This is a genomic window from Sphingobacterium sp. UBA7253 (assembly GCF_002472745.1).
Classification (GTDB): domain Bacteria; phylum Bacteroidota; class Bacteroidia; order Sphingobacteriales; family Sphingobacteriaceae; genus Sphingobacterium; species Sphingobacterium siyangense.
This window is the reverse complement of record NZ_DKSP01000050.1, coordinates 1-493: the sequence shown is the minus strand read 5'-3', so window position 1 is coordinate 493 and position 493 is coordinate 1. Positions and strand designations below refer to the sequence as shown.

General features: G+C 36.5%; 1 protein-coding gene. It reads right to left on the bottom strand.

The window, feature by feature from the left end:
• Positions 1-31: 31 nt before the first annotated feature.
• Positions 32-493: deoxynucleoside kinase (locus tag B2X72_RS04605; protein WP_286848411.1), on the bottom strand; the 462-nt coding region annotated here is incomplete at its 5' end.

Genomic DNA, 493 nt, shown 5'->3' with positions numbered 1-493 from the left:
ACGTTATTTTACAGGCTTTTTAATTCGTTGATTATTCGAACAATCCGAATAATTCGGCTTCGATCTTTTGAATGATATCGCCGAGGTCTTCTGGGTTTTTGGTGAAGTCCAGATTGTCCTTGTCCAGAATCATGACCTTACCTTCTTTGTAATTATTGATCCATTTATCGTATTTATCGTTCAGCTTCGACAGATAATCCAAGCGAATTGCGGATTCATAGTCACGGCCTCTTTTTTGGATATTATTCACCAGGGTAGGGACAGAGGCTTTGAGGTAAATCAATAAATCTGGCGGTTTGATATAGTGGATAATGCTTTGAAAAATATTACTATAGTTTTCAAAATCACGTGCGCTCATTAAACCCATATCATACAAGTTTTCGGCAAAGATATAAGCATCTTCATAAATGGTACGATCCTGAATCATATCAATGCCAGTTTCCTGCAATTTTACAATATGTCTAAAGCGACTGTTGAGGAAAAAAATCTGAAG